The 19,673-nt window shown below is 72.5% G+C and carries 23 protein-coding genes; 19 read left to right on the forward strand and 4 right to left on the reverse strand.

From position 1 onward, the window contains the following. Positions 1 to 11 precede the first annotated feature (11 nt). The 3 genes from QIY60_RS21265 to QIY60_RS21275 all read right to left on the reverse strand — a co-directional run bounded on the left by QIY60_RS21265 (position 12) and on the right by QIY60_RS21275 (position 3,583). Positions 12 to 776, reverse strand: coding sequence for an LON peptidase substrate-binding domain-containing protein (locus tag QIY60_RS21265; protein WP_283143857.1), 765 nt, complete (start codon positions 774 to 776; stop codon positions 12 to 14). 5 nt (positions 777 to 781) lie between these two features. Continuing rightward, positions 782 to 1,945: a hypothetical protein gene (locus tag QIY60_RS21270; protein WP_283143858.1), complete on the reverse strand. Its 1,164-nt coding sequence runs from the start codon at positions 1,943 to 1,945 to the stop codon at positions 782 to 784. Positions 1,946 to 2,041: 96 nt separating this feature from the next. Further along, entirely contained in the window at positions 2,042 to 3,583 is a 1,542-nt protein-coding gene (locus tag QIY60_RS21275) for an oxidoreductase (RefSeq protein WP_283146023.1), read from the reverse strand. A gap of 235 nt (positions 3,584 to 3,818) precedes the next feature. On the opposite strand from QIY60_RS21275, the gene hisD reads away from it, so the two are divergent. The 8 genes from hisD to hisF are packed head-to-tail and all read left to right on the forward strand — an operon-like array spanning position 3,819 to position 9,547. After that, positions 3,819 to 5,141 (forward strand): histidinol dehydrogenase, encoded by a 1,323-nt coding sequence (gene hisD / locus QIY60_RS21280; RefSeq protein WP_283143859.1) that lies wholly within the window; start codon positions 3,819 to 3,821, stop codon positions 5,139 to 5,141. Beyond that, positions 5,138 to 6,259, forward strand: coding sequence for a histidinol-phosphate transaminase (locus QIY60_RS21285; RefSeq protein ID WP_283143860.1), 1,122 nt, complete (start codon positions 5,138 to 5,140; stop codon positions 6,257 to 6,259). The genes hisD and QIY60_RS21285 overlap by 4 nt, the downstream gene beginning before the upstream one ends. Beyond that, entirely contained in the window at positions 6,256 to 6,849 is a 594-nt protein-coding gene (hisB, locus tag QIY60_RS21290) for an imidazoleglycerol-phosphate dehydratase HisB (RefSeq protein WP_067158063.1), read from the forward strand. Before QIY60_RS21285 ends, hisB begins: the two co-directional genes overlap by 4 nt. Beyond that, on the forward strand, positions 6,846 to 7,010 hold the full coding sequence (locus QIY60_RS21295) for a hypothetical protein (RefSeq protein WP_190088799.1): 165 nt from the start codon (positions 6,846 to 6,848) through the stop codon (positions 7,008 to 7,010). The genes hisB and QIY60_RS21295 overlap by 4 nt, the downstream gene beginning before the upstream one ends. Continuing rightward, the gene (gene hisH / locus QIY60_RS21300; protein WP_283143861.1) at positions 7,007 to 7,657 is read left to right on the forward strand and encodes an imidazole glycerol phosphate synthase subunit HisH; all 651 of its coding nucleotides are present in this window, start codon (positions 7,007 to 7,009) and stop codon (positions 7,655 to 7,657) included. The genes QIY60_RS21295 and hisH overlap by 4 nt, the downstream gene beginning before the upstream one ends. Further along, positions 7,657 to 8,385, forward strand: a complete 729-nt coding sequence (gene priA, locus QIY60_RS21305) for a bifunctional 1-(5-phosphoribosyl)-5-((5-phosphoribosylamino)methylideneamino)imidazole-4-carboxamide isomerase/phosphoribosylanthranilate isomerase PriA (protein ID WP_283143862.1) — start codon at positions 7,657 to 7,659, stop codon at positions 8,383 to 8,385. The genes hisH and priA overlap by 1 nt, the downstream gene beginning before the upstream one ends. Further along, entirely contained in the window at positions 8,382 to 8,795 is a 414-nt protein-coding gene (locus QIY60_RS21310; RefSeq protein ID WP_283143863.1) for a RidA family protein, read from the forward strand. The genes priA and QIY60_RS21310 overlap by 4 nt, the downstream gene beginning before the upstream one ends. Next, positions 8,792 to 9,547 (forward strand): imidazole glycerol phosphate synthase subunit HisF, encoded by a 756-nt coding sequence (gene hisF / locus QIY60_RS21315; protein WP_283143864.1) that lies wholly within the window; start codon positions 8,792 to 8,794, stop codon positions 9,545 to 9,547. Before QIY60_RS21310 ends, hisF begins: the two co-directional genes overlap by 4 nt. A gap of 196 nt (positions 9,548 to 9,743) precedes the next feature. On the opposite strand, the gene QIY60_RS21320 is transcribed toward hisF, so the two are convergent. Continuing rightward, positions 9,744 to 10,376, reverse strand: a complete 633-nt coding sequence (locus tag QIY60_RS21320) for a TIGR03085 family metal-binding protein (protein ID WP_283143865.1) — start codon at positions 10,374 to 10,376, stop codon at positions 9,744 to 9,746. Between the two features lie 82 nt (positions 10,377 to 10,458). Here QIY60_RS21320 and hisI point away from each other — a divergent pair, with 82 nt between their 5' ends. The 11 genes from hisI (at position 10,459) to lgt (ending at position 19,529) form a co-directional block, all read left to right on the forward strand. Then, the gene (gene hisI, locus QIY60_RS21325) at positions 10,459 to 10,815 is read left to right on the forward strand and encodes a phosphoribosyl-AMP cyclohydrolase (RefSeq protein WP_283143866.1); all 357 of its coding nucleotides are present in this window, start codon (positions 10,459 to 10,461) and stop codon (positions 10,813 to 10,815) included. Between the two features lie 9 nt (positions 10,816 to 10,824). Beyond that, complete coding sequence (locus QIY60_RS21330) at positions 10,825 to 12,309, forward strand: anthranilate synthase component I (RefSeq protein WP_283143867.1); 1,485 nt, start codon at positions 10,825 to 10,827, stop codon at positions 12,307 to 12,309. Positions 12,310 to 12,512: 203 nt separating this feature from the next. Further along, positions 12,513 to 13,163 (forward strand): TIGR02234 family membrane protein, encoded by a 651-nt coding sequence (locus QIY60_RS21335; protein WP_283143868.1) that lies wholly within the window; start codon positions 12,513 to 12,515, stop codon positions 13,161 to 13,163. A 131-nt stretch (positions 13,164 to 13,294) separates the two neighbouring features. After that, positions 13,295 to 13,567 carry an HGxxPAAW family protein gene (locus QIY60_RS21340; protein ID WP_283143869.1) on the forward strand — a complete coding sequence of 91 codons (273 nt, stop codon included), beginning with the start codon at positions 13,295 to 13,297 and terminating at the stop codon, positions 13,565 to 13,567. Between the two features lie 77 nt (positions 13,568 to 13,644). After that, entirely contained in the window at positions 13,645 to 14,082 is a 438-nt protein-coding gene (locus tag QIY60_RS21345) for a DUF2752 domain-containing protein (RefSeq protein WP_283143870.1), read from the forward strand. Between the two features lie 148 nt (positions 14,083 to 14,230). Continuing rightward, complete coding sequence (gene trpC, locus QIY60_RS21350; protein ID WP_266978631.1) at positions 14,231 to 15,040, forward strand: indole-3-glycerol phosphate synthase TrpC; 810 nt, start codon at positions 14,231 to 14,233, stop codon at positions 15,038 to 15,040. A gap of 7 nt (positions 15,041 to 15,047) precedes the next feature. Then, positions 15,048 to 15,191 carry a hypothetical protein gene (locus tag QIY60_RS21355; protein WP_283143871.1) on the forward strand — a complete coding sequence of 48 codons (144 nt, stop codon included), beginning with the start codon at positions 15,048 to 15,050 and terminating at the stop codon, positions 15,189 to 15,191. A gap of 148 nt (positions 15,192 to 15,339) precedes the next feature. Continuing rightward, a complete protein-coding gene (gene trpB / locus QIY60_RS21360; RefSeq protein ID WP_283143872.1) occupies positions 15,340 to 16,587 on the forward strand; it encodes a tryptophan synthase subunit beta in 1,248 nt (415 codons plus the stop codon). Beyond that, on the forward strand, positions 16,584 to 17,399 hold the full coding sequence (gene trpA, locus QIY60_RS21365) for a tryptophan synthase subunit alpha (protein ID WP_283143873.1): 816 nt from the start codon (positions 16,584 to 16,586) through the stop codon (positions 17,397 to 17,399). Before trpB ends, trpA begins: the two co-directional genes overlap by 4 nt. A 131-nt stretch (positions 17,400 to 17,530) precedes the next feature. Beyond that, the gene (locus QIY60_RS21370; protein WP_283143874.1) at positions 17,531 to 18,505 is read left to right on the forward strand and encodes a thioredoxin domain-containing protein; all 975 of its coding nucleotides are present in this window, start codon (positions 17,531 to 17,533) and stop codon (positions 18,503 to 18,505) included. An 82-nt stretch (positions 18,506 to 18,587) separates the two neighbouring features. Continuing rightward, positions 18,588 to 19,529 (forward strand): prolipoprotein diacylglyceryl transferase, encoded by a 942-nt coding sequence (gene lgt, locus QIY60_RS21375; RefSeq protein WP_283143875.1) that lies wholly within the window; start codon positions 18,588 to 18,590, stop codon positions 19,527 to 19,529. Positions 19,530 to 19,673: the final 144 nt, after the last annotated feature.

Raw genomic sequence — 19,673 nt, forward strand, 5'->3', positions numbered from 1 at the left:
GCTTCCTTACGTCAGTTGGGGCTCGTGGGGGAGCGGGTCAGGTCCACCGCCGGGAGCGAGGGGAGGTGGCGGATCACCGCCGTCTCCGCGCGCAGCAGCTTCAGCTCCTCGCGCAGCCGCGTCGCGGTGTCCGGCGCCTGGAGCAGGCGCTGCTTCGCCGGGACGTCCAGCACCGCGGCCGCCGCCACCAGGTACGACACCACCGACGGCTCGTCGGGCAGCTCGGCCGAGCCGGTCACGGACCGCTCGCGCGCGCCCGCCAGCCGCTTCTGGTACGCGCGGAACGCCCGCAGCACGCCCTCCGCCAGCGCCCCGGCCTCCTCGCCCGGCTCCTCGGGCAGCTCCTCCAGCTCGGCCGTGAGGTAGGGGCCGCTGGCGTCCACCGAGAGGAGCTTCACGCGCGTGGTGCCCGTGGCCAGGACCTCGAAGCTGCCGTCCGACCGCTCCCGGATCGTCGCCGCGTCCGCGATGCAGCCCACCTGGTGGAACGCCTGGATCGGGTCGGGGCCGAACCCGGCCGCCGGGCCCTTCTCGGGGATCGCCGTCTGGTCGGGCAGCCCGGGGCCGGTCGGCGCGACCTCCCGGCCGTCGCGGATCGCGACCACGGCGAACCGGCGCGGCTCGTCGTCGTCGGAGGCGGGGCCGGAGTCCGGGCCGGACTTCAGCAGATCGCGCATCATGGCGCGATAGCGCTCCTCGAACACGTTCAGCGGCAGGACGAGGCCGGGGAACAGGACCGAGTTGAGCGGAAAGAGGGGGAGGCGAGCGGTGGTCACAACGCTCAAGCGTAATGGTCGCCGGACCGGCTGCGTCCGGGCTTCCCGAGGGCGCCCGCGCCCGGGAGCCCGGCGGTCCTGCCTGGGGCCTTCGCCGGGGGCTGCCCGGGGGCCTCGACGGGCCCGGGCGGGACGCCCGCCGGGCCGCGTTCGCGCCCCGGCGGAGTGCGCGCCGCCACTTGCCTGCGCACCCCGTCGCGCAGCTCCGTGAACCGGCCCAGCGGGTCGTCGTCGAGCCGCGCCCACGGGAAGGCCGTGGCATAGGGGCCGATGCGGCGGAACTGCTCCAGGGCCTCCTCCCACCGCTCCCGTACGACCAGGACGTACGCCAGCAGATTGCGCACCTCGGCGGGCCACGGGTCGCCGGGCTCGTACGCGGCGGACAGCGCGATGGCGAGGTCCGCCGCCGTGTCGATCCGGTCGCCGAACAGCTCCTGCGGGCTCTGCCTGCCGGTCGGGCCCCCGCCCGTGCCGGCGGCCAGGCAGGCGAACGCGGCCCGTACCGGCAGCGCCTGGACGAGCGAGCCGGGCAGCGCGTCCGCCGCGGCCTCCTCGGCGAAGCCGAAGCACTCCCGGTGCGAGCCGTACCACTGCGCCGAGAGGTACTGCAGCGCGGCCACATGGCAGCCGTAGTGGTGCGAGGAGCGGCCGACCGCCTCCGCCCACAGCGACTCGAAGACCGTGTGCGGCGCATGGGTGCCGCGCGCGTGGTCGAGCGCGATGCGCCACGGCACCGGGTCGGTGGGCTCGGCCGAGGCCGCCGCGTCGATCAGCGGCGCGATCTCGCGCAGCAGCTCGGCGCGGGCGGGCGAGCCCCACGCCCGTACGATCGCCAGCTCCGCCTTGACGAGCAGCGCGTCCGGGTCCCGGGGCGCGGCGGCCAGCCAGTCGGCCAGCCAGTCGGGGCGGCTGACCGCGAAGGCCGCGAGCCGCATGGTGTAGCGGTCGCGGTTCTCCCACTCGGCCGACTCGCGGGTGACGGCGAGGAGCTCGGCCGCCGCCGCGTACTCGCCCCGGGCGGCGGCCACGAGCGCGGGGCCGAGCCGCCCGTCGGGCGCGTCGAGGAGCAGATCCTCGTCGGCCGGGAGGTCGGCGGCGAGGTGCGGGGTGTGCCTGACCGCGCGGACGGCACGGAGCAGGGCGCGTACGAATGACATGGTGCGAACCATTCAAAACCGCAGGTCGGAGCTCCGCCAGTGGTGTGCGGTGAAGAGTCTGTGGCGGCCGTGACGGTTGTACGGGCGCAGGTCAAGGACCGGCAAATTTCAGCCACGCCGCAGCAGGCGCGAGGCGCCCGCCGCCACGGTCGTGGCCAGGATCCAGCCGAGCACGATGAGCACCGCCGAGACCCACTGCCAGCTTCCGTGCAGCTTCCAGTAGCCGTCCTGCCCCAGGTTGATCACCGGTACGAGCAGATCGAGGGCGTACAGGGAGGCGTTCCAGTCCGGGTGCTCGTCCGCCTTGATCGGCTGCGGGTCGTAGTGCGAGAACGCCAGCGCGCCCATCGCCCACAGCACCGCCATCCACAGCGCCGCCCGGCCCGGCCGGTAGCCGTACGCCACCGTCAGGTCCTGGAGCACGCCCCACAGCTTCCCCGCCGGCGGCAGGGTCTCGCGGCGCCGGCGCTGCTTGGCGAGCAGCACCTCGCGCGCGTCCGCGTCCTCTCCGCTGTTGCGCAGCACGGTGGCGAGGCGCTCGTACGGCTCCGGCGCGTACTCCGGAGTCGCCGCCGCCACCCACTCAAGCCGTCGGGAGAGCGGGAAGAGGCCGCGCGGGATCAGGTTGTCGTAGCTGAAGCCGCCCATCGCGAGCCCGCCGGGCCCCGGCCAGCTCGTCGACATGTCGACCAGGTTCACGACCCGGGCGCCCGAGAGCACCACCCGGCCCCGCTCCGGCCGCTCCCCGAGGAAGCGCAGCTCCGGCGTCTGCACCCGGCGCAGCGACAGCTCCTGGTAGTCCCGCATCACGAAGCGCGCGCTCTGGAGGTCCACGGCGTCCCCGAACCGGCCGTCGTCCAGGCGCAGCCCGCCCTCGCAGACGAACGGCTGGACCCGGGTGCCCCGGGCCGGAGTGCCGGAGTAGTTCGTCCCGTACGGCGGCGTGGTGGTCTCGGTGGCGCCGGGCGAGACGGCCGCCGCCGTCATGTAGAGCGTGCGCTCCACGGTCAGCTGCGGCGCGTTCAGCGCCCGCCGCCCCTCCGGGTTCACCAGCCGGCTGCCGCGCAGGCTGAACGTCACCCCGACCTTCGCCGCGCGCAGGCTCACCTCCCCGTACGACTCGATCAGCTCGGCCTGGAGGTCCTGCGCGACCGAGAGGCCGTCGGCCGCGATCGAGCGGCCCTTGCGGTCTGCGTGGATCACGGCCTGGTTGAGCAGCAGATCGGTGCCGATGTGCGCGTCGGTGAGCCGGATGCCGCGGGCGATCCGGCAGCGCGGCAGATGCAGATCGCCCTCGGTCTGCAGCCGGGCCGCCTCGATCCGGGGGATCGCGCAGTTCACCATCCGCACGGTGGTGACCCGGCACTCCGGCAGCAGCACCTCGCCCTCGAACCGGCAGTTGTTCAGCTCCACGTACGGAGTGACCGTGCCGCCCGACAGATTGAGCGTCCCGACGATCTGCACGCCGTTCAGCTTCAGGGCCGCGACCCGGCCGGGCAGCGCGGGCGGCCCGTGGAGCAGCAGCAGGGCCACCGCCCGGGCCTTCACCTGGCGCTCGGGCCCCCAGACGCGCCCCGAGAACGGGTCGTCCCGCACCCGGCTGCGGGTGCGCAGGTCGTAGGTGCTGCCGTTGCGGAAGTTCTCCCACATCCCCAGCTCCACCGGACTGAACCAGTCCGGGGCCGCATCGGCATCCGGCGCCTCGGTCACTGCCGTCCCCCTCGTCCTCCTGCTCGCCCCGCGCGGTCGCGTGCGGATGTACGTACATGCGTGTGTAACGGAGTGAACGCTAGTGGTCACGGCCCGGGTGCGGGGCGGGCGGGATACGTATCAGCCAGTGATACGGGCGATCGGTGGCGCGATGCGGTCTGAGAGAATTGGTTCCGTGATCTCTCGAATCGATCTGCGCGGCAACGCCCTCCCCGAGGGTGGCGCCCTGCGCGACCTGCTGCCCCGTGCCGAGTTCGACGTGGAAGCCGCCCTGGAGAAGGTGCGGCCCATCTGCGAGGACGTGCATCATCGCGGCACGGCGGCGCTGATCGAGTACGCGGAGAAGTTCGACGGAGTGACCCTGGAGCGGATCCGGGTGCCCGCCGAGGCGCTCGCCGAGGCCCTGGAGACGCTCGACCCGCAGGTCAAGGCCGCCCTTGAGGAGTCCATCCGGCGGGCCAGGACCGTCCACCGCGCCCAGCGCCGCAGCGAGCACACCACCCAGGTGGTGCCCGGCGGCACGGTCACCGAGAAGTGGGTGCCGGTCGAGCGCGTGGGCCTGTACGCGCCGGGCGGCCGGTCGGTGTACCCGTCGTCCGTGGTGATGAACGTGGTCCCGGCCCAGGAGGCGGGCGTCGAGTCCATCGCGCTGGCCTCCCCGCCGCAGAAGGAGTTCGGCGGACTGCCGCACCCGACGATCCTCGCCGCGTGCGCGCTGCTCGGCGTCGACGAGGTGTACGCGGCGGGCGGCGCCCAGGCCGTCGCGATGTTCGCGTACGGCACCGAGGAGTGTGCGCCCGCGAACATGGTGACCGGCCCCGGCAACATCTGGGTCGCCGCCGCCAAGCGCTACTTCACCGGCCGCATCGGCATCGACACCGAGGCCGGACCGACCGAGATCGCCGTGCTCGCCGACGAGACCGCCGACCCGGCGCACGTCGCCGCCGACCTGATCAGCCAGGCCGAGCACGACCCGATGGCGGCCGCCGTCCTGGTCACCGACTGCGCGGCGCTCGCCGACGCGGTCGAGCGCGAGCTGGAGCCGCAGGTCGCGGCCACCAAGCACGTCGAGGACCGGATCAAGCCCGCGCTGGCCGGCAGGCAGTCCGCGATCGTCCTGGTCGACGGCCTGGAGCAGGGACTCAAGGTGGTCGACGCGTACGGCGCCGAGCACCTGGAGATCCAGACCGCCGACGCCGCCGCCGTGGCCGGCCGGGTCCGCAACGCGGGCGCGATCTTCGTCGGGCCGTGGGCCCCGGTCTCGCTCGGCGACTACTGCGCGGGCTCCAACCACGTGCTGCCCACCGGCGGCTGCGCCTGCCATTCCTCGGGCCTGTCGGTCCAGTCCTTCCTCAAGGGCATCCACATCGTCGACTACAGCCGGGACGCCCTCGCCGAGGTCGCCCACCACGTGGTCACGCTCGCGGAGGCCGAGGACCTGCCCGCGCACGGGGCCGCGCTGAAGGCGCGGTTCGGATGGAAGGTGCCGGGCCAGTGACCGAGAGCAAGGCCTTGACGCTGGACGACCTGCCCGTACGCGACGAACTGCGCGGCAAGTCCCCTTACGGCGCGCCCCAGTTGGACGTGCCCGTCCAGCTCAACACCAACGAGAACCCGTACCCGCTGCCCGAGCCGCTGGTCGCGCGGATCGCCGAGCGGGTCGCCGAGGCCGCGCGCGGGCTCAACCGCTACCCCGACCGGGACGCGGTGGAGCTGCGCACCGAGCTCGCCCGCTACCTCACCCGCACCGGCGGGCACACCGTCGGCGTCGAGAACGTGTGGGCGGCCAACGGCTCCAACGAGGTCATCCAGCAGCTGCTGCAGACCTTCGGCGGCCCCGGCCGCACCGCCATCGGCTTCGAGCCCTCGTACTCGATGCACGGCCTCATCGCGCGCGGCACCGGCACCGGCTGGATCTCCGGCCCGCGCCACGAGGACTTCACGATCGACGTGGCGGCCGCCGAGCAGGCCATCGCCCAGAACGCCCCGGACGTCGTCTTCATCACCTCGCCCAACAACCCCACCGGCACGGCGGTCGAGGCCGAAACGGTTCTCGCGCTCTACGAGGCCGCGCAGGCCGCCAAGCCGTCCCTGGTGGTCGTCGACGAGGCGTACGTCGAGTTCAGCCACCGCGACTCGCTGCTGCCGCTCATCGAAGGCCGCCCCCACCTGGTCGTCTCGCGGACCATGTCCAAGGCGTTCGGCGCGGCCGGGCTGCGCCTGGGCTACCTCGCCGCCCACCCGGCGGTGGTCGACGCGGTCCAGCTCGTCCGGCTGCCCTACCACCTCTCCGCCGTCACCCAGGCGACCGCGCTCGCGGCCCTGGAGCACACCGACACGCTGCTCGGCTACGTCGAGCAGCTCAAGCGGGAGCGGGACCGGCTGGTCACCGAGCTGCGGGCGGCCGGGTACGAGGTGACCGAGTCGGACGCCAACTTCGTCCAGTTCGGCCGCTTCGAGGACTCCCACACCGCCTGGCAGCGGATCCTCGACCAGGGGGTCCTGGTCCGTGACAACGGGGTGCCCGGGTGGCTGCGCGTCACCGCCGGCACCCCGACCGAGAACGACGCGTTCCTGGACGCGGTCCGTCAGCTGAAGAAGGAGCAGAGAGCATGAGCCGCGTCGGCCGTGTCGAACGCACCACCAAGGAGACGTCCGTCCTCGTCGAGATCGACCTCGACGGGACCGGAAAGGTCGACGTGTCGACGGGAGTCGGCTTCTACGACCACATGCTCGACCAGCTCGGCCGCCACGGCCTCTTCGACCTCACGGTCAAGACCGACGGCGACCTGCACATCGACTCGCACCACACCATCGAGGACACCGCCCTCGCGCTCGGCGCCGCCTTCAAGCAGGCGCTCGGCGACAAGGTCGGCATCTACCGCTTCGGCAACTGCACGGTCCCGCTCGACGAGTCCCTCGCCCAGGTGACCGTGGACCTCTCCGGCCGCCCGTACCTCGTGCACACCGAGCCCGAGAACATGGCGCCGATGATCGGCGAGTACGACACCACGATGACCCGGCACATCCTGGAGTCCTTCGTGGCGCAGGCGCAGATCGCCCTGCACGTCCACGTCCCGTACGGGCGCAACGCGCACCACATCGTGGAGTGCCAGTTCAAGGCGCTGGCCCGGGCGCTGCGCTACGCATCCGAGCACGACCCGCGTGCCGCGGGCATCCTTCCTTCGACCAAGGGCGCGCTGTGAACGGCCTCAACACCATCCTCATCGTCCTCGGGCTCTTCCTGGCGGGCGGCGTCTACTCCTTCATCAAGCAGGAGATGTCCAAGAGCCTGATCACGCTCCTCGCGATCAGCTCGGCGCTCTGCCTGGTCGCGGGCGTCCTGCGGCTGGAGGTGTGGAATTGAGCACGAGCACACCTCGTAAGAAGGTCGTGGTCTTCGACTACGGCTTCGGCAACGTGCGCTCCGCCGAGCGCGCCCTCGCCCACGTCGGCGCGGACGTCGAGATCACCCGTGACTTCGACGCGGCCATGAACGCCGACGGGCTGCTCGTCCCCGGCGTCGGCGCCTTCTCCGCCTGTATGCAGGGGCTGCGCGAGGCGCGCGGCGACTGGGTCGTGGGCCGGCGCCTGTCGGGCGGCCGCCCGGTGATGGGCATCTGCGTCGGCATGCAGATCCTCTTCGAGCGGGGCATCGAGCACGGCGTGGAGACCGAGGGCCTGGACGAGTGGCCCGGCACGGTCGGGCCGCTGAAGGCGCCGATCGTCCCGCACATGGGCTGGAACACGGTCAAGGCCCCCGAGGACAGCGAGCTGTTCGCGGGCCTGGACGCCGACGCCCGGTTCTACTTCGTGCACTCGTACGCCGTGCACGACTGGAACCTGGAGGTCACCAACCCCAGGATCCGCGCGCCCAGGGTCACCTGGGCCACCCACGGCGAGCCGTTCGTGGCCGCGGTGGAGAACGGCGCGCTGTGGGCGACCCAGTTCCACCCCGAGAAGTCCGGCGACGCCGGCGCCCAGCTGCTGACCAACTGGATCGGAACCCTGTAATGGCTTCGAAGCTCGAACTCCTGCCCGCCGTCGACGTCCGCGACGGCCAGGCCGTCCGCCTCGTCCACGGCGAGTCCGGCTCGGAGACCTCCTACGGCTCCCCGCTCCAGGCGGCGCTCGCCTGGCAGGCCTCCGGCGCCGAGTGGCTGCACCTGGTGGACCTGGACGCGGCCTTCGGCACCGGCGACAACCGTGCGCTGATCGCCGAGGTCGCGGGCGCGATGGACATCAAGGTGGAGCTGTCCGGCGGCATCCGCGACGACGCCTCGCTGGAGGCCGCGCTCGCCACCGGCTGCCGCCGCGTCAACCTGGGCACCGCGGCCCTGGAGACCCCCGAGTGGGTCGCCAAGGTCATCGCGGAGTACGGGGACAGGATCGCGGTCGGTCTGGATGTACGGGGCACGACCCTGCGCGGCCGCGGCTGGACGCGTGACGGCGGCGACCTCTACGAGACGCTGGCGCGCCTCGACTCCGAGGGCTGCGCGCGGTACGTGGTGACCGACATCGCCAAGGACGGCACCCTCCAGGGCCCCAACCTGGAGCTGCTGCGCAACGTCTGCGCGGCCACCGACAAGCCGGTGGTGGCCTCGGGCGGCGTCTCCTCGCTCGACGACCTGCGGGCGATCGCGAAGCTCGTGGGGCAGGGTGTGGAGGGCGCCATCGTGGGCAAGGCCCTGTACGCGAAGGCGTTCACCCTCGAAGAGGCCCTGGAGGCTGTGTCCCGATGAGCGACGTACGGCGTGTGCAGAGTGACGTTCCCACCCCCTGGGAGGACTCGATCGGCTTCGCGCGCGCCGTCGCCGCGGGCGACCATGTGCACGTCGCCGGCACCACGCCGTTCAAGGGCACGGTGCTGTACGGCGAGGGCGACCCGTACGAGCAGGCCATGGTGGCCTTCTCGAACGCCCTCGCCGCGCTGGCGGAGTTCGGGCTCGGGGTCGAGTCCGTGGTCCGCACCCGTATGTATCTGACCCACGCGCGGGACATCGACGAGGCGGGCAGGGCCCACAAGGAGCTCTTCGGCGCCGTCCGTCCGGCGGCCACGCTGGTCATCGTGACCGGTCTGGTCGACCCGCGCGTGCTGGTCGAAGTAGAAGTGGACGCCTACCGAGGCGCCCCCGAAGGAGCCTCTTCATGACCCTCGCGGTCCGAGTCATCCCCTGCCTGGACGTCGACAACGGCCGGGTGGTGAAGGGTGTCAACTTCCAGAACCTGCGCGACGCGGGCGACCCGGTAGAGATGGCCAAGCTGTACGACGCCGAGGGCGCGGACGAGCTGACGTTCCTGGACATCACGGCGTCCTCGGGCAACCGGGAGACCACGTACGACGTGGTGCGGCGCACCGCCGAGCAGGTCTTCATCCCGCTCACGGTGGGCGGCGGGGTCCGCTCGGCGGAGGACGTGGACAAGCTGCTGCGGGCCGGGGCGGACAAGGTGGGCGTCAACACGGCGGCGATCGAGCGCCCCGAGCTGATCCGCGAGATCGCGGAGCGGTTCGGGCGCCAGGTGCTCGTCCTGTCGGTCGACGCGCGCCGTACGCCGTCCGGCTCCTTCGAGGTGACGACCCACGGCGGGCGCCGGGGGACCGGCATCGACGCGGTGGAGTGGGCGCACCGGGCGGCGGAGCTGGGGGCGGGGGAGATCCTGCTCAACTCGATGGACGCGGACGGGACGAAGGACGGGTACGACGTCTCGATGATCGCGGCGGTCCGGCGCCACGTGTCGGTGCCGGTGATCGCCTCGGGCGGCGCGGGCCGCCTCGCGGACTTCGCCCCGGCGGTGGCGGCGGGGGCGGACGCGGTCCTGGCGGCGTCGGTGTTCCACTTCGGCGACCTGCGGATCGCGGACGTGAAGTCCACGCTACGCGAGGCGGGCCACCCGGTCCGCTGATTCTTCCCCGCCCCGCCCCTTCCCGAAAGCCTCCGGCGGTTGTCGTTCGGCCGTCTGCCGGTGGGGGCTGGTCGCGCAGTTCCCCGCGCCCCCAGGAGGGCCCTCCTGGGGGCGCGGGGAACTGCGCGACCAGCCCCCACGGTCTGCGGACGAAGGGATCTCTCGGAGAGTTTCGGGAAGGGGCGGGGTGGGGGAATCAAACCCCCAACTTCGCCTCCAGCGCCCGCGCCGCCGCGTCCTTGTCGCCCTCGATCTGGATGTCCGCCGCGCTCTGGCGGCCCGAGGCGAACAGGGCCAGCTCGCCCGGCTCGCCCGTGACCGTCACCACCGGCGTCCCCCGCCGCGCCACCGCCGTCTGGCCGTCGGGCCGCCGCAGGACCAGGCCCACCGGCGACCGCCGCCCCATCACCCGCGCCATCCTCTCCAGGCGGGACCAGAGCACGTCCGCGAAGACCGGGTCGACCGGCCGCGGCGTCCAGTCGGGCTGGGCCCGGCGGACGTCCTCGCCGTGGACGTAGAACTCGATCGCGTTCGCCCCCTCGTCGACCTGCTTGATGTTGTACGGCGAGTACTTCGGCGGCCCCGTACGGAACAGCCGCACCAGCTCCTCGTACGGCTTCGCGGCGAACTCCGCCTGCACCCGGTCCAGGCGGGACTTCAGCGCGCCCAGGATTATCCCGCCGGCCGCGTCGAGGCGGCGCTCGCGGACCACCAGATGGGCGGCGAGGTCGCGCGCGGTCCAGCCCTCGCAGAGGGTCGGGGCCTGAGGGCCCGCCGCCTCCAACAGGTCGGCGAGCAGCAGCCGTTCACGCTTGGCATGGGTCGACATGGGGGCCAGCGTACGGCCCGTACCCGCGTCCGCCCAGTGGACGCACCGCCGGAGCGCCCCCGCACCACGGCACAATGGGGCCATGACCAGCACTCTCGACCCCGCCGTCGCCGCCCGCCTGAAGCGGACCGCCGATGGACTGGTCCCGGCCATCGCCCAGCAGTACGACACCGGCGAGGTGCTCATGCTCGGCTGGATGGACGACGAGGCCCTGCACCGCACCCTGACCACCGGCCGCTGCACCTACTGGTCGCGCAGCCGGAACGAGTACTGGGTGAAGGGGGACACTTCCGGGCATTTCCAGCACGTGAAGTCCGTCGCGCTGGACTGTGACGGGGACACCCTGCTCGTCAAGGTCGATCAGGTCGGGGCCGCCTGCCACACCGGGGATCGGACATGCTTCGACGCCGACGTCCTGCTGCCCGCCCCCGGTCAGTAGGGTCGCGCCATGGATCTCGAAACCTTCCGCAAGCTCGCGGTGGACCGCCGCGTCATCCCGGTCAGCCGCCGCCTCCTCGCGGACGGCGACACCCCCGTCGGGCTCTACCGGAAGCTCGCCGCCGAGCGGCCCGGCACCTTCCTCTTGGAGTCCGCCGAGAACGGGCGGTCCTGGTCGCGCTACTCGTTCGTGGGCGTGCGCTCCGCCGCCACGCTCACCGCCCGCGACGGCGAGGCCCACTGGCTGGGCACCCCGCCCGTCGGCGTCCCCACCTCGGGTGACCCGCTGGAGGCGCTGCGGGCCACCGTCGAGGCGCTGCACACCCCGCGCGACCTGGCGGCCGGGATGCCGCCGTTCACCGGCGGGATGGTCGGCTACCTCGGGTACGACATCGTGCGCAGGCTGGAGAAGATCGGCGAGCACGGGCGCGACGACCTGCGGCTGCCCGAGCTGACCATGCTGCTCACCTCCGACCTCGCCGTGCTCGACCACTGGGCCGGGTCGGTGCTCCTGATCGCCAACGCGATCAACCACAACGACCTGGACACCGGCGTCGACGAGGCGTACGCGGACGCCGTGGCCCGGCTCGACGCCATGGAGGCGGACCTGGCGAAGCCGGTCGAGTACGCGCCCGCCGCCCTCCCGCCGTCCGAGCTGCCCGAGTACACCGCGCTGTGGGGCGGCAAGGCGTACCAGGACGCCGTCGAGGACATCAAGGAGCGCATCCGCGCGGGCGAGGCCTTCCAGGTGGTGCCCTCGCAGCGGTTCGAGACGCCGTGCAGCGCGAGCGCGCTCGACGTCTACCGGGTGCTGCGGGCCACCAACCCGTCCCCGTACATGTACCTCTTCCGCTTCGACGGCTTCGACGTCGTGGGATCGAGCCCCGAGGCCCTCGTCAAGGTCGAGGACGGGCGGGCGATGGTCCACCCGATCGCCGGGACCCGGCACCGGGGCGCCACCCCGCAGGAGGACAACGACCTGGCCGAGGAGCTGCTCGCCGACCCCAAGGAGCGGGCCGAGCACCTGATGCTGGTGGACCTGGGCCGCAACGACCTGGGCCGGGTCTGCGAGCCGGGCAGCGTCGAGGTCGTCGACTTCATGTCGGTCGAGCGGTACTCGCACGTCATGCACATCGTGTCGACCGTGACCGGCCGGGTCGCCCCGGGCCGTACCGCCTTCGACGTGCTCACCGCGTGCTTCCCCGCCGGGACCCTCTCAGGCGCGCCCAAGCCGCGCGCGATGCAGATCATCGAGGAGCTGGAGCCGAGCCGCCGCGGGCTCTACGGCGGCTGCGTCGGCTACCTCGACTTCGCCGGGGACTCCGACACCGCCATCGCCATCCGCACCGCGCTGCTGCGCGACGGCACGGCGTACGTACAGGCAGGAGCCGGTGTGGTGGCCGACTCCGACCCGGTGTCGGAGGACAACGAGTGCCGCAACAAGGCGGCGGCGGTGCTGCGTGCCGTGCACACGGCGAACCGGCTCAACGACTAGTGCTCCGCGGCAAGTGCGTCGCCTGCGGACCGTGCTGGGTCGCTCGCGCAGTTCCCCGCGCCCCTTAATGGGCCCGAAGGGCCCTCCTAGGGGCGCGGGGAACTGCGCGACCAGCCCCCACCGGTCCGCAGTCAAACTTCTCGCCGATAGATTTCGCGCCATAACACACCCCGGGTGACAAGATCACCACCGCGCAGGCGATAGTGGAGTACGTGAGTGCCGTACCCGTACCCCAGTCGCGTGCCGATTCCGCGTCACCCGCCCGCGCCGGAGGCCGCCGCACCCTCGCCACCGCCCTGTTCTTCGGCGCGGCCGGAGCCGCCGTCGTCCTGCTCGCCTCCGGGCAGACCTGGGCCGAGGGCCACGCCGCGGTCGGGGGCGGCTCCGTGCCGCTGCGCGCCACCGGGCAGAACGTCACGGGCGTGCCCGCCGCGCTCGCGATAGTCGGGCTCGCCGCGCTCGTGGCGGTCTTCGCGGTCCGCCGGGCCGGCCGCCTCCTTGTCTCCGGGCTGCTAGCGCTGAGCGGCGCCGGGGCCGCGCTCGCCGCCTTCCTCGGCGCCGACGACAGCTCCGCGCTGGACGAGAAGGCCGCCAGGACCAGCGGCGACGCCGCCGAGACCATCGGCGGCCTCACCCACACCGCCTGGCCCTACGTCACCTTCGCGGGCGGCCTGCTGCTGCTTGTCGCCGGGCTGCTCGCGCTGCGGTTCGGCGCCGCCTGGCCCGCGATGGGCGGGCGCTACGAGCGCGACGGCAGCCCCCGGGCCCGCAAGCCCCGCCCGGTCAAGGACCCGGAGCGGCCCGAGGAGCTGTGGAAGGCCCTGGACCGGGGCGAGGACCCGACCGGAGTGTGAGCTCCCCCACGGCGGCGACCCCAGGCTCGGGGCACCCGTACGGGTGGGCGACAATGGTCGGTGAGCGGTCGGCGTCCCCGGACTGAGCGGCCGACTCCGCGACCCAGAGATTCACCAACGAGGAGCAACTCATGGCGGGCAGCAGCGGCGGCCACGGACACACCCCGGCCGCCTGGACCGGTTCCATCATCTCCTTCATCGGCTTCTGCGCGGCCTCGGTCTTCATCGTCGCCGCCAACCCGATCGGCTTCTGGGCCGGTACGGCGCTCACCGTGCTCGGCGCGGTCGTCGGCGGCATCATGAAGATGGCCGGTCTGGGCACCCCCAAGGAGTCCCCCGAGATGGCGAAGGCCCGCGAGGAGGCCGGCCTCAAGGCCCGCGCCCGCCTGGCCGAGGCCCGCTGAGACGACGGACGCTTTACGTGGATGAGGCGCGGCCCCCTGGGGCTGCGCCTCTCCGCGTGAACGGGGACAATCACCGCGTGGACGCCACCCCGACCCCGACGCCCGCCCCGGCGGCCCCCGCCGCGGCGCGTCGGCTGCTCGTGCCGCTGGGCACCCTCGCCGGGGTCGCCGCCGCCTTCGCGTACGTGGGCGCGGTCGACCCGAACGAGCCCGGCCACTACCCCGTCTGCCCGCTGCTGCGGCTCACCGGGATCTACTGCCCCGGCTGCGGCGGTCTGCGCAGCGCCCATGACTTCATCACCGGCCACTTCGGCGCGGCCCTCGGGGCCAACGCCCTCGCGGTGGCCGGTTATGTGCTGTTCGCGGTCCTCTGGGTGGTCTGGGCCGTCCGTGCCGCGCGCGGGCTGCCCTTCCGTATCGACCTCAAGGACGCCCACTGGTGGGGCATCGGCGCGGTGCTGCTGGTCTTCTCAGTTGTCCGGAATCTGCCGTTCGGGTCTGTGCTGGCGCCGTGACATTCCGTATATCTCCCCACGTCCCGGCTGTCCGAGGAGTGGGACGGACGTCAACCGGATGCGAGCCCTTCGCCTCTGTGCGGATACCATCGTCATGGCTGATCCTGGCCGATCGTCAACGTCACCGTCCTGGAAGGGGGCCGCTCGCGTGAGTGTGCTCGACGAGATCATCGAGGGCGTCCGCGCCGATCTGGCGGAGCGGCAGGCGCGGGTCGGCCTCGACGAGCTCAAGGAGCGCGCCGCCAAGGCGCCCCAGGCTCGGGACGGCGTCGCGGCTCTGCGCGGCGAGGGTGTCAAGGTCATCTGCGAGGTCAAGCGCTCCAGCCCGTCCAAGGGTGCGCTCGCGGCCATCGCGGACCCGGCGGGCCTCGCCGCCGACTACGAGGCGGGCGGCGCCGCCGTCATCTCCGTGCTCACCGAGGAGCGCCGCTTCGGCGGCTCGCTCGCCGACCTGGAGGCCGTCCGGGCCAAGGTCGACATCCCGGTGCTGCGCAAGGACTTCATCGTCACCGCGTACCAGCTGTGGGAGGCCCGGGCGTACGGGGCCGACCTGGCGCTCCTGATCGTCTCCGCCCTGGAGCAGCCCGCGCTGGTCTCGCTGATCGAGCGGGCCGAGTCGATCGGGCTCACCCCGCTGGTCGAGGTGCACGACGAGGAAGAGGTCGAGCGGGCGGTCGACGCGGGCGCGAAGATCATCGGCGTCAACGCGCGCGACCTGAAGACCCTCAAGGTCGACCGCACCACCTTTGAGCGCGTCGCCCCCGAGATCCCCTCGCACATCGTGAAGATCGCCGAGTCGGGCGTGCGCGGCCCGCACGACCTGATCGCGTACGCCAACGCCGGCGCGGACGCCGTCCTGGTCGGCGAGTCCCTGGTCACCGGCAAGGACCCCCGCGGAGCCGTCGCGGACCTGGTCGCCGCCGGCGCCCACCCGGCCCTGCGCCACGGACGGAACTGACCCCACGATGCCCATCGCCGCCCGTCTCGCCCCCGGCTGCCGCCCCCGCGGCTGCCGCGCTCCGGCGCGCCGGGTGCACGGGCGCCGGGTGCGCTACGTGATCGGCGACGAGCCGGGCCAGGTCAACGGGATGCGATGGCGTCGCCGCTGAGCTGAGCGCCCCAAAGGGGCGCGGGGAACTGCGCGACCAGCCCACGACGGCGGTCGGACGCAGCTCCACGCGCACATGGACGGCGCTCGGCGTACGCGACCACTCGCCAACCCAGGACCGGGGCGAGACGCCCCGGGGAGGTATCCCCATGTCCCACGAGTTCTTCATTCCCGACCCCGAGGGTCAAGTCCCCACAGCCGAGGGGTACTTCGGCGAGTTCGGCGGCAAGTTCATCCCCGAGGCGCTGGTCGCCGCCGTGGACGAGGTCGCCGTCGAGTACGAGAAGGCCAAGGCCGACCCCGCCTTCGCCGCCGAGCTCAACGACCTCATGGTCAACTACACCGGCCGCCCGAGCGCCCTCACCGAGGTGCCCCGGTTCGCCGAGCACGCGGGCGGCGCCCGGGTCTTCCTCAAGCGCGAGGACCTGAACCACACCGGCTCGCACAAGATCAACAACGTGCTCGGCCAGGCGCTGCTCACCAAGCGCATGGGCAAGACCCGCGTCATCGCCGAGACCGGCGCGGGCCAGCACGGCGTGGCCACCGCGACCGCCTGCGCCCTCTTCGGCCTCGAATGCACCATCTACATGGGCGAGGTCGACACCCAGCGCCAGGCGCTGAACGTCGCCCGGATGCGGATGCTCGGCGCCGAGGTCATCCCGGTGAAGTCCGGCAGCCGCACCCTGAAGGACGCCATCAACGAGGCGTTCCGCGACTGGGTCGCCAACGTGGACCGCACGCACTACCTGTTCGGCACGGTCGCGGGCCCGCACCCGTTCCCGGCCATGGTCCGCGACTTCCACCGGGTCATCGGCGTCGAGGCCCGCCGCCAGATCCTGGAGCGCGCCGGACGGCTCCCGGACGCGGCCGTGGCCTGCGTCGGCGGTGGTTCGAACGCCATCGGGCTCTTCCACGCGTTCATCCCGGACGCGGGTGTCCGTCTGATCGGCTGCGAGCCCGCCGGGCACGGCATCGAGAGCGGCGAGCACGCGGCGACCCTGACCGCGGGCGAGCCGGGGATCCTGCACGGCTCGCGTTCGTACGTACTCCAGGACGACGAGGGCCAGATCACCGAGCCCTACTCGATCTCGGCCGGTCTGGACTACCCGGGCATCGGCCCGGAGCACTCCTACCTCAAGGACATCGGCCGCGGCGAGTACCGCGCGGTCACCGACGACGCGGCCATGCAGGCGCTGCGGCTGCTCTCGCGCACCGAGGGCATCATCCCGGCGATCGAGTCCGCGCACGCGCTCGCGGGCGCCCTCGAAGTCGGCCGCGAGCTCGGCAAGGACGGGCTGCTCCTGGTCAACCTCTCCGGGCGCGGCGACAAGGACATGGACACGGCGGCCCGCTACTTCGGGCTGTACGACAACGGGACCGAGGGGGACGCGAAGTGAGCGGGAACGTGACTCTGCTGAGCGACACCCTCGCCAAGGCGAAGGCCGAGGACCGGGCCGCGCTCATCGCCTATCTGCCGGCCGGGTTCCCGACCGTCGACGGCGGCATCGAGGCGGTCAAGGCCGTCTTCGACGGCGGCGCGGACGTGGTCGAGGTCGGCCTTCCGCACAGCGACCCGGTCCTGGACGGGCCGGTCATCCAGACCGCCGACGACATCGCGCTCAAGGGCGGGGTGAAGATCGCCGACGTGCTGCGCACGGTCCGCGAGGCCCACGCGGCCACCGGCAAGCCGGTGCTGGTGATGACGTACTGGAACCCCATCGACCGGTACGGCGTGGAGCGCTTCACCGCCGAGCTTGCCGAGGCGGGCGGCGCCGGCTGCATCCTGCCCGACCTGCCGGTCCAGGAGTCCGCGCTGTGGCGCGAGCACGCCGACAAGCACGGCCTCGGCACGGTCTTCGTGGTCGCGCCCAGCAGCAAGGACGAGCGGCTCGCGCAGATCACCGCGGTGGGCTCCGGCTTCGTGTACGCGGCGTCCCTGATGGGCGTCACCGGCACGCGCGCGTCGGTCGGCGCACAGGCGGAGGACCTGGTGCGGCGCACCCGGGCCACCACCGGCCTGCCGGTCTGCGTCGGCCTCGGCGTCTCCAACGCGGAGCAGGCCCAGGAGGTCGCGGCCTTCTCCGACGGTGTGATCGTCGGCTCGGCCTTCGTCCAGCGCCTCCTTGACGCGCCGGACCACGCGAGCGGGCTCGCCGCCGTGCGCGCCCTCGCGGGTGAACTCGCGCAGGGCGTACGCCGTACGCCGTAAGGGTGCAGGCCGTCCGCCGCAACGCTCCGTAACCCTGCCCGGGTAGGGGCGGATCCGGATCGCGTTAGCTCGTACGGGTGGATATGGGACCGGGGAGGCACGTGGGTGCCTCCCCGGTTCGTTTTGCGGGTGTGAGCGAGAAGAACCAAGAAGGCAAGAGAACGGCCCGCGAGCGGCTGGCCCAGGAGCGCGAGCGGCAGCAGTCCCAGGACCGCCGCAGACGCACGATGATCGTCGCCGCGGCGGTGGTGTGCGTCCTCGGGCTGGCCGCGGTGATCGGCGTGATCGCGGCCAACACCAAGAGCGACGGCAAGAAGGGCACGGCGGGCCCGCTGCTCGCGCCGACCGGCGCCCAGGGCAAGGACAACCTGGCCATCCCGGTGGGCGCCGCCGACGCGCCGTCCACGCTCACGGTCTGGGAGGACTTCCGCTGCCCGGCCTGCGCCATGTTCGAGAACAACTTCCGGACCACGCTCCACGAGCTGGAGAACAGCGGCCGGATCAGGGTGGAGTACCACCTCGCCACCCTGATCGACCGCAACCTCGGCGGCAGCGGCTCGCTGCACGCGGCGAACGCGGCGGGCTGCGCCCAGGACGCGGGCAAGTTCCTGGCGTACCACGACGTGCTCTACGGCAACCAGCCCAAGGAGACCGATGACGCGTTCGCGAAGAACAGCAGGCTGATCGAGCTGGCCGGGAAGGTCCCCGGTCTCGACACCGACGCCTTCCGCTCCTGTGTGGAGGACGGCAAGCACGACAGCTGGGTCGCCAAGTCCAACAAGGCGTTCGAGAAGGCCGCCTTCTCCGGCACGCCGACCGTCCAGCTGAACGGGGAGTCGATCTTCCCGAAGAGGGGCGACGAGGAGATCAGCCCGGCGAAGCTGAAGAAGTGGGTCGCGGAGGCGAACAAGGGGAAGCAGCCGGGGACGGCTTCGCCGTCGCAGCCCGGGGCGCCTGTCGCCCCGAGCTCGCCGCCGGCGGGCGCGTCCGCCGCGTCCGGGATGCCGAAGCACGCGCACGCCCCGGGCACGGCTCCGAAGGTCCCGGCCGCGGGCCAGCCGATGATCCATCCGAGCAAGGCGGTTCCGGTTCACGAGGCCCCCTAGGCCCCGCCGTACCGCTCGTTACTCATAAGTTGCCGGGTGGGTGGTCCGACCGCCCGCCCGGCAAGGTAGCGTCGACCCTGCCATGAACCTCGCCTTCATTCCCAGCCCGTCGACCGGCGTGATCCATCTCGGACCGATCCCGCTGCGCGGCTATGCCTTCTGCATCATCATCGGTGTCTTCGTCGCCGTCTGGTACGGCAACAAGCGCTGGGTCGCCCGGGGCGGCAAAGCCGGCACCGTGGCCGACATCGCCGTCTGGGCGGTGCCCTTCGGCCTCGTCGGCGGTCGGCTCTACCACGTCATCACCGACTACCAGCTGTACTTCAGCGACGGTGAGGACTGGGTCGACGCCTTCAAGATCTGGCAGGGCGGGCTCGGCATCTGGGGCGCGATCGCGTTCGGCGCGGTGGGTGCGTGGATCGGTTGCCGCCGCCGGGGCATCCCGCTGCCGGCCTGGGCCGACGCGCTGGCCCCCGGCATCGCCTTCGCCCAGGCCGTGGGCCGCTGGGGCAACTGGTTCAACCAGGAGCTGTACGGCAAGCCCACCGACGTGCCGTGGGCGCTGAAGATCACCGAGGGTACGAACCGGGTCGCGGGCACCTACCACCCGACCTTCCTGTACGAGTCGCTGTGGTGCCTCGGCGTCGGCTTCCTCGTCATCTGGGCGGACCGCCGCTTCAAGCTGGGCCACGGCCGGGCGTTCGCGCTGTACGTCGCGGCGTACTGCGTGGGGCGCGGCTGGATCGAGTACATGCGGGTCGACGAGGCCCACCACGTGCTGGGGCTGCGCCTCAACGACTGGACCGCGATCACGGTCTTCGTGCTCGCCGTGACGTACATCGTGATCTCTTCGCGGGTGCGGCCGGGGCGGGAAGAGGTTGTCGAGCCGGGCTCCGCGGAGTCCGCTGACGCGGAGGGGGAGCCGGAGTCGGAGTCGGGGGATGCGCCCTCTGACGACGCGCCTGCCGGCGAGGCCGAGAAGTCGGTGTCGTCCGAGAACGGGACGACGACGAGTAAGGGCTGAGGCCGCGTTGGGGGCCGGGTTTCATCTGCGGGCCGGTGGGGGCTGGTCGCGCAGTTCCCCGCGCCCCTAAGAATGCCGCTGCGCGGCAATCCCCTGGGCGCCCCGAAGGGGCGATCTCAGGGGCGGTGGGAACTGCGCGAGCAA

This window comes from Streptomyces sp. BPTC-684 (assembly GCF_030028635.1).
Taxonomy (GTDB): domain Bacteria; phylum Actinomycetota; class Actinomycetes; order Streptomycetales; family Streptomycetaceae; genus Streptomyces; species Streptomyces noboritoensis.